This is a genomic window from Streptomyces sp. FH025 (assembly GCF_017427025.1).
In the GTDB taxonomy this organism is placed as follows: Bacteria; Actinomycetota; Actinomycetes; order Streptomycetales; family Streptomycetaceae; genus Kitasatospora.
On record NZ_JAFLNG010000336.1, the window covers coordinates 1 to 8,205 of the forward strand.

The 8,205-nt window shown below is 74.5% G+C and carries 9 protein-coding genes; 7 read left to right on the forward strand and 2 right to left on the reverse strand.

Annotated elements, in window-relative coordinates; translation table 11 throughout:
• Positions 1 to 34: 34 nt before the first annotated feature.
• Positions 35 to 976, forward strand: coding sequence for a deoxyribonuclease IV (locus tag J0670_RS22590; protein ID WP_243437372.1), 942 nt, complete (start codon positions 35 to 37; stop codon positions 974 to 976).
• A gap of 66 nt (positions 977 to 1,042) precedes the next feature.
• On the opposite strand, the gene J0670_RS22595 is transcribed toward J0670_RS22590, so the two are convergent.
• Entirely contained in the window at positions 1,043 to 1,258 is a 216-nt protein-coding gene (locus tag J0670_RS22595; protein WP_207813476.1) for a hypothetical protein, read from the reverse strand.
• Between the two features lie 410 nt (positions 1,259 to 1,668).
• Between J0670_RS22595 and J0670_RS22600 the strand changes: the two genes are divergently transcribed.
• A complete protein-coding gene (locus J0670_RS22600) occupies positions 1,669 to 3,054 on the forward strand; it encodes an amino acid permease (protein ID WP_207813483.1) in 1,386 nt (461 codons plus the stop codon).
• 76 nt (positions 3,055 to 3,130) lie between these two features.
• Here the strand turns inward: J0670_RS22600 and J0670_RS22605 are convergent, their stop codons facing one another.
• Positions 3,131 to 4,012 carry an SDR family NAD(P)-dependent oxidoreductase gene (locus tag J0670_RS22605; RefSeq protein WP_207813477.1) on the reverse strand — a complete coding sequence of 294 codons (882 nt, stop codon included), beginning with the start codon at positions 4,010 to 4,012 and terminating at the stop codon, positions 3,131 to 3,133.
• Between the two features lie 80 nt (positions 4,013 to 4,092).
• Between J0670_RS22605 and J0670_RS22610 the strand changes: the two genes are divergently transcribed.
• The 5 genes from J0670_RS22610 to J0670_RS22630 form a co-directional block, all read left to right on the forward strand.
• The gene (locus J0670_RS22610; protein WP_207813478.1) at positions 4,093 to 4,755 is read left to right on the forward strand and encodes a TetR/AcrR family transcriptional regulator; all 663 of its coding nucleotides are present in this window, start codon (positions 4,093 to 4,095) and stop codon (positions 4,753 to 4,755) included.
• Between the two features lie 95 nt (positions 4,756 to 4,850).
• Positions 4,851 to 5,039, forward strand: coding sequence for a DUF1508 domain-containing protein (locus J0670_RS22615; protein ID WP_207813479.1), 189 nt, complete (start codon positions 4,851 to 4,853; stop codon positions 5,037 to 5,039).
• A gap of 110 nt (positions 5,040 to 5,149) precedes the next feature.
• Entirely contained in the window at positions 5,150 to 6,373 is a 1,224-nt protein-coding gene (locus tag J0670_RS22620) for a glycosyltransferase family 1 protein (RefSeq protein ID WP_207813480.1), read from the forward strand.
• Entirely contained in the window at positions 6,370 to 7,551 is a 1,182-nt protein-coding gene (locus J0670_RS22625; RefSeq protein WP_207813481.1) for a glycosyltransferase, read from the forward strand. The genes J0670_RS22620 and J0670_RS22625 overlap by 4 nt, the downstream gene beginning before the upstream one ends.
• 37 nt (positions 7,552 to 7,588) lie before the next feature.
• The coding region (locus J0670_RS22630) for an SGNH/GDSL hydrolase family protein (protein WP_243437371.1) at positions 7,589 to 8,205 on the forward strand (617 nt) is incomplete at its 3' end.

Sequence of the window (8,205 nt, forward strand, 5' to 3'; positions counted from 1 at the left end):
CGCCCCCGCCCGGGCGCGTGACATGCTCGGGGGCATGAGCACCGCGCCCGTCCCGTCCGTCACCGCCGTCCGCAATCCGATCGGCGCCCACGTCCCGGTGGCCGCCCGCGGCCTGGCCGGGACGGGTCTGGCGTACGCGCGGAAGGTGGGCGCGGAGACGGTGCAGGTGTTCGTGGCCAACCCCCGCGGCTGGGCCACTCCCCCGGGCAGTCCGGCGCAGGACGAGGAGTTCCGGACCGCCTGCGCCGAGCGGGGCGTCCCGGCCTGGGTGCACGCTCCGTACCTGATCAACTTCGGCTCGGACAATCCGGCGACCCGTGAGCGCTCGGCGGTCTCGCTGCGGCACTCGCTGCACCGGGGCCACGCGATCGGCGCGCTCGGCGTCGTCCTGCACACCGGTTCGGCGGTCGGTACGGCGCCGGGCGGCGGTTCGCGCCGGGCCGAGGCGATGGCGCAGGTGCGCGCCGACGTCCGGCCGCTGCTGGACGAACTGGACGCGCTCGGCGAGGACGCGCCCTGGCTGCTGCTGGAGCCCACCGCCGGGCAGGGCAGCTCGCTCTGCTCCCGGATGGAGGAGTTGGCCGAGTTCGTCGAGGCGCTGGACGAGCACCCGAAGGTCGGCGTCTGCCTGGACACCTGCCACGCGTTCGCCGCCGGGCACGACCTGGCGGCGCCCGGCGGGGTGACGGCCGCGCTGGACGCCCTGGCCTCGGCCGCCGGGCCGGGCCGGCTGCGGCTGATCCACGCCAACGACTCGGAGGACGTGGTCGGAGCCCGCAAGGACCGGCACGCCAACATCGGCGCCGGGATGATCGGCGCGGAGCCGTTCCGCGAACTGTTCGAACACCCGGAGACGGCCGGGGTGCCGTTGCTGGTGGAGACCCCGGACCGCAAGCACGGCGGGGACGGCACCGGGCACGCGATGGACATCGCGGTGCTGAAGGAACTGCGCGAGCGGGCGGCGGTCGCGGCCTGAGAGCCCGCGCGGACGGCCGAGAGCCCGGGGGCCGACGGGCGGCCTCCGGGCTCGGGTGCGAAGGGATCAGCAGCCGCAGTCGCTCTGGCTGTGCTCGGCGAAGTTGAACCAGGTGGCGTGCGGACCGAACAGGCCGACGCCCGCGGAGCCGGACTCCAGGCTCTGGCCGGACGACTGCGCCGGCGCGAAACCCCCCGCCATGGCCGAGGTCGGGACCGCCACGACGGCACCGGTCACGGCAACGACGACGGCGAGCTTGCGGATCTTCCCACGAAGCGACATCTGATGTCCTCTGGTTCGTCTCTGGTCCTCAACCCGCGCCCCCGAACGGCCTGTTCGACCGATCGACGGGCCGGGCGGCGCTCCACCGGGGAGGCGCCGCGCCAAGGTTGGCACACGGACCCACACGGTCGAGCGCGCGCCGCAACCCGGCTGGGGCGTTCGGGTGAACCATCTCCCCCGGCCGGACGAACACGGTCACACAAGCGCAATTACGGTCGAACGAGCGCTCGAAGCGCGCCGGACGAGTGCCCGTCCGACCGCCCCGCGACCGCAAGTCTTTCGGCGATCCACCGGCCTGGATGAACAAATCCCATCGATTTGGTGCAAGGTACCGCGTGGCCGGAGCATGGGCAGTCGTGGCTCGTGGTTCCACCGAGCGCGAGCAGGACCACGAAAGGCGCACCACCCTCATGCAGACCAGCCCCGCCGCGACCCGGCAGGCGCCCCGGCCGATCGGCCCGGAGAACCCGGACCAGGCCACCCCCGCTCCGTCGAAGATCCGCCGCTTCGGGCTGCCGACGGCCACCGCCCTGGTGATGGGCAACATCATCGGCGGGGGAATCTTCATGATCCCCGCGGCCGTGGCGCCGTTCGGGACGGTCAGCCTGGCCGCCTTCGCCGTCCTCACCGTGGGCGCGATCGCGCTGGCGCTGGTCTTCGGGCAGCTGGCGCGCCGCAACCCGCGCACCGGCGGGCCGTACGTCTACGCCCGCGAGGCCTTCGGGGACTTCGCCGGCTTCCTGTCCGCCTGGTCGTACTGGATCACCACCTGGGTCAGCAACGCGGCGCTCGCGGTGGCCGCCGTCGGCTACCTGGACGTGCTGGTGCCCATGAACCACTCCGTCCCGCTGGAGATCACCGCCGCGCTGGCCCTCCAGTGGCTGCCCGCGCTGGCCAATCTGGCCGGCACCCGGTACGTCGGGGCGGTCCAGCTCGTCTCCACGGTCCTGAAGTTCATCCCGCTGCTGCTGGTCTCGGTGGGCGGGCTGTTCTTCTTCGATCCGAAGAACCTCGGGCCGTTCGACGCCAGCGGCCAGGGCTGGATGGGCGGAATGTCGGCCGCCGCGGCGATCCTGCTGTTCAGCTACCTGGGCGTGGAGTCGGCCGCGATGAGCGCGGGCCAGGTCCGCGACCCGGAGCGCAACGTCGGACGGGCCAGTGTGCTCGGCACCACCGGCGCGGCCGTGGTCTACCTGCTGGGCACGCTCGCGGTGTTCGGCACCGTCGCGCACGACCGGCTGGTCCACTCCAGCGCGCCGTTCTCGGACGCCGTGAACGTCATGTTCGGCGGCTCCTGGGGCGGCACGGTGATCGCCGTCGCCGCGCTGATCTCGATGGTCGGCGCCCTCAACGGCTGGACCCTGCTGTCCGCCCAGGCCCCGTACGCGGCGGCCAAGGACGGTCTGTTCCCGGCCGTCTTCGCGAAGGAGAAGCGCGGGGTGCCGACCTTCGGCGTGATCATCGGCGTCGCGCTGGCCTCCGGGCTGACCGTGCTCAACTTCGCCAGCGGTGCCAAGGGCGCCTTCGAGATCCTGGTGCTGGTCACGACCTTCACCGCCACCGTCCCCTATCTGCTCTCGACCGCCGCCCAGCTCTACTGGCTGGTCCGCGGCGCCACCGACAAGGTCAACGGCGCCCACCTGGTGCGGGACGCCGTGCTCGGCCTCGGCGCCTTCGCCTTCTCCCTGTGGCTGCTGGCCGGCGCCGGCTACGCGGCCGTCTACCAGGGCGTCCTCTTCCTCTTCGCCGGCGTCCTGGTCTACGTCTGGCTGGCCGGGCGCCGCCGCACCGGCTGAGCCTCCCCCCGAATCGCACACCCGTGGCGGGTGCCGGAATCGTCCGGCACCCGCCACGGGTGCGTTCGGAGGCCGCTCAGTGCGCCACGTCGGGCGGGAAGGCCGCGGGGTACGGCTCGGCGAAGTCGGCCGAGCGGGAGACCTCGCGCCACCGGGTGTCCTCCTCCAGCAGTCGCCGGTCCATGGCGATGGAGCCCTCGGCCGCGTTGACCCCGAGCGGCAGGTGGTGGGGGATGTCGCGCCGCTTGGCCATCCGCACCAGGATCCCGGCGGCGCGGGCGGGGTCGCCCGCCGCGCCGGCACCGCTCTGTCGCATCCGCGCGTTCATAGCCCCCACCGTCCCGGCGTAGGCCTCCGGAACGTCGTGGACGACCATCGAGGATCCGGCCCAGTCGGTGCGGAAGCCGCTGGGCTCGACGACCAGCACCTTCACCCCGAACGGCTCGGTCTCGGCACGCAGGACGCGACTGAATCCGTCGATGGCGAACTTGGCCGCCTGGTAGGAGGCGATCCCCGGGGAGCCGCCGACCCGCCCGCCCATCGAGGAGAACTGCATGACCAGCCCGCCCCGCTGCTCGCGCAGCAGCGGGATCGCGGCCTTGGTGACGTTGTACACGCCCCAGAAGTTGGTCTCGAACTGGGCGCGGAAGTCGGCGTCCTCGACGGTCTCGATCGGTGCGACGTTGGCGTAGCCGGCGTTGTTGACCAGCACGTCGATCCGGCCGAAGTGGGCGTGCGCCTCCGCGAGGGCCGCGCGTGCGGCCGCCTGGTCGGTGACGTCGAGGGCGATCGGGCGGATCCGGTCGCCGAACTCCTCGGCGAGGTCGGCCAGCTGCTCGGGGCGGCGGGCGGTCGCGGCCACCCGGTCGCCGGCCTCCAGCGCCGCCCGGACGAGGGTGCGGCCGAAGCCGCGCGAGCTGCCGGTGATGAACCAGGTCTGTTCCGTGGTCTGTTCCATGCCCTTAGTAGAACACCGTTGCGTTAATACCGCAACACCGTTGCGCTATTAGGGCAACGGTGTTGCCCTACCATGGGCGAGTGGATGCATCGGAGTTCCAGCGCGCACGCTCTCCCCAGGCCAAGCGGCAACGCGAGGCCTCGATCCTGGAGGCCGCCCGGTCGCTCGGCCGGGAACGCGGCATCAGGGACATCAGCCTCACGGACATCGCCGGCGCGGTCGGGATGCACAAGTCGGCGCTGCTGCGGTACTTCGAGACGCGCGAGGAGATCTTCCTGCGGCTGACCGCGGAGGGCTGGCAGGAGTGGTCGGACGCGCTGTCCGCGCGCCTGCGGGAGACCGCCGAGCCGGGCCCGGCCGCCGTCGCGCGGGCGTTCGCCGCCACGCTCGCGGCCCGCGGGCTGTTCTGCGACCTTCTCGCCCACGCCCCGCTCAACCTCGAGCGAAACGTCTCGCTCACCGCGGTGCGCGACTTCAAGCTCGCCACCCTCGCCGCCCGCGAGCCGATCACCGCGGCCGTCCGCGCACAGCTGCCCTCGCTCGACGAGCAGGACGTCACCGACCTGATCGCCACCGCCGTCTCCCTCGCCGGGGCGCTGTGGCAGATCGCCAACCCGGGTGCGGAGGTCGCCGCCCTCTACCGCAGCGACCCCCGGCTCGCCCACGCCGTCATCGAGGTCGAGCCCCGCCTCGCCCGCGTCCTCACCGCGACGATCACCGGACTGGCGACGGGACCGGCCTGACCAGGCACTCGGATGGATCATCTGACGTGCCGCGCAAGGGATTTGACCGTACGGTGCGAGCCAGGGGGCCACTCAAGTGAAAGGCTTTCACTGGCATGGCCGGGAAATTCGAGCTGTACAAGGATGAGAGCGGGATGCACCGGTTCCGGCTCAAGGCGAGCAACGGGTCGATCGTGGTGACCGGCGACCCGCACGAGAGCAGGGACGACTGCCTGAAGAGCATCGAGTCGATCCGCAAGCTCGCACCGTACGCGGAACTGAAGGAAGCCACCGGGTCGGCCTGAGACGGCTGGTACCGAACACGCGGGTCGGCGGTGCAAATCGCCGACCCGCGTTCGTCTGCACGACAGATCCCTTTGGCCGGAAGCACGCCGGGCGCGGACACAACTCCGGCATGCGCGTCGCCATCGTCACCGAATCCTTCCCGCCCGAGGTCAACGGAGTCGCCCACAGCGTGCTGCGGACGGCCGAGCACCTGGCCCGCCGGGGCCACCAGCCCCTCGTCGTCACCCCCGCGCCCGCGCGGGGCGCCCAGTGCCCGCCGGAGACCTTCGGCGGCACCGGCGGAGTGGAGATCCCCGTGGTGCGGATCCCCTCGATGCCGCTGCCCGGGTACCCGCAGGTGCGGATCGCCCTGCCGAGCCGGCAGCTGGCGGCCGCGATCGCCGGGCACCGGCCGGACCTCGTGCACCTGGCCAGCCCGTTCGTGCTCGGCGCGCGCGGGATGCAGGTCGCGGCGCGGCTCGGAGTGCCCGCCGTGGCCGTCTACCAGACCGACCTGGCCGGGTACGCGCACGCCTACCGGGCCGGGCGGGGGCTCGGGGAGGCCGCCGCCTGGCGGCGGATCCGGGCCGTGCACCGGGCGGCCGCCCGCACGCTGGCGCCGTCCACCCCGGCCGCACAGGACCTCACCGCGCACGGGGTGCCCCGGGTGCAGCTGTGGCCGCGCGGGGTGGACTCGGCGCGGTTCCACCCCCGGCACCGCGACGAGGCGCTGCACCGGGCGCTCGCCCCGGGCGGCGAGGTGCTGGTCGGGTACGTCGGGCGGCTGGCGCCGGAGAAGCGGGTGGACCTGCTGGCGGCGGCCTCCGCCCTCCCCGGGGTGCGGGTCGTGGTGGTCGGGGACGGCCCCTCGGCGCCCGGGCTCAAGGCCGCCATGCCCGGCGCGGTGTTCCTGGGCCGCCGCACCGGCGAGGAGCTGGCGCGATGTTTCGCGACACTGGACGTGTTCGTCCACACCGGCCCGCTGGAGACCTTCTGCCAGACCATCCAGGAGGCGATGGCCAGCGGTGTGCCGGTGATCGGCCCGGCCGCCGGCGGCCCGCTCGACCTGGTCGCCCACCACCGCACCGGACTGCTGGTACCACCGAGGGACGCGGCCGCCGTCGCCCGGGCGGTGGCCGAGCTGGCCGCCGATCCGGCGAGACGCGCCGCGTACGGGCGGGCCGGACGGGCCGAGGTGACCGCCCGCACCTGGGAGGCGGTCGGCGACCTGCTGCTGCGGCACTACGCCGAGGTGCTGGCCGAGCACCGGGGGCTGCCGCTGCCGCCCGCTCCCCCGGCGGCGGTCGCACCGGCGGTGGTGCCGCCCGTCCTGCCGGAGGAGCTGCCGGCATGACCGCGCCCCTGACCATCGTGCGGCTCGCCAACTTCGTCACCCCGGTCTCCGGCGGGCTGCGCACCGCACTGCGCCACCTCGGCGCCGGGTACCGGGCGGCGGGCCACCGGCCGGTGCTGATCGTGCCCGGCGAGCGGCGCGCGCAGGAGGAGACCGAGCAGGGCCTGGTGGTCACCCTGCCCGGTCCGGTGCTGCCCGCCAGCGGCGGCTACCGGCTGCTCGCCGACCGGCGGGCGGTGGCCGCCGAGCTGACCCGGCTCGGCCCCGACCGGCTGGAGGTCTCCGACCGTACGACCCTGCGCTGGACCGGCAGTTGGGCCCGGCGGCACGGCGTCCGCTCGGTGATGGTCTCGCACGAGAGCGCCACCGGGGTGCTGCGCACCTGGGGCGTGCCCGGCCCGCTCGCCACCGCGGCCGCCGACCGGCTCAACGCGGCCACCGCCCGCGCCTACGACGCGGTGCTCTGCACCACCGACTGGGCGGCGGCCGAGTTCCGCCGGATCGGCGCGCCGAACCTGGTCCGGGCCCCGCTCGGGGTGGATCTGGCGGCGATGCGGCCGCTGCCGCCGGCCGAGCGGGCGGCGGAGCGGGCCCGGTACGCGGCCCCGGAACAGGTGCTGCTGGTGCTCTGCTCACGACTCTCGGCGGAGAAGCGGCCCGAGCGGGCGGTCGAGGCGCTGGCCCGGCTGCGGGCGCGCGGGCTGCCCGCCGTCCTGGTGGTGGCCGGGACGGGCCCGCTGCGGGAGCGGCTGGCGGCCCGGGCCGCGCGACTGCGCCTGCCGGTGCGCCTCCTCGGGCACCTCGACGGGCGCGAGGCCGTCGCCCGGCTGCTGGGCTGCGCGGACGTGGTGCTGGCGCCCGGCCCGGTGGAGACCTTCGGGCTGGCCGCGCTGGAGGCGCTCGCCTGCGGCACGCCGGTCGCGGTCAGCCGCTCCTCCGCGCTGCCCGCGCTGATCGGGCCCGCCGGGGTGGCGGCCGCCGACACCGGGGACGGATTCGCGGCGGCCGTACGGGAGTTGCTGGCCAGGCCGGAGGAGGCTCGGCGCTCGGCCGCCCGGGCGCAGGCCGAGCGGTACGGCTGGCCGGCGGCGGTGGCCGCCTTCCTGGCGGCCCATGGAGCGGAGAACTTCGAGGCGGTGAACGGGGGTCGGGATGAGCATGCTGGACACCGGGCCTGACCGGGCGGCCATTGGTGGCGCCGGAGGAGCAGGCGAGTTGCTGCGGTTCGTCGCGCTCGGCGACTCGCTGACGGAAGGGGTCGGGGACCAGGTCGGCGAGGGGTGGCGCGGCTGGGCCGCCGTCCTGGCGCACTCGCTGGCGCCCGGGGGCCGGGAGGTCGAGTTCACCAACCTGGCGTACAGCGGGGCGCTGACATCCGAGCTGACGACTCGTCAACTTCCTGGCGCCCTGGCCAAACAGCCCCAGCTGGCGGCGGTGGTGGTCGGCGGAAACGACACTCTGCGAACGGGCTTCGACATCCGGCGCACCACCCTGGAGTTGGACGCCACGCTGGGTGAACTGTCCGGCCACGGCGCGACCCTGCTGACCGCCTGCCTGCCCGACCCCGGTTCGCTGCTCCGGCTCCCGACGCCGCTCGGCCGCCCGCTGGCCCGGCGGATGGGGGCGGTCAACACCGTGGTGCACGCGCTCACCGCGCGCCACCGGGCGGTGCACCTGCACATCGCGGAGCTGCCCTGGCACGAGGAGCGCCGGCTGCTCAGTGTCGACCGCCTCCACCCCAGCGCCGAGGGGCACCATCTGATCGCCCGCGGCTTCCACGGCCTGCTCGCCGACGCCGGCCACCCGCTCGGCCCGCCGCCCGCCGCCGCCGT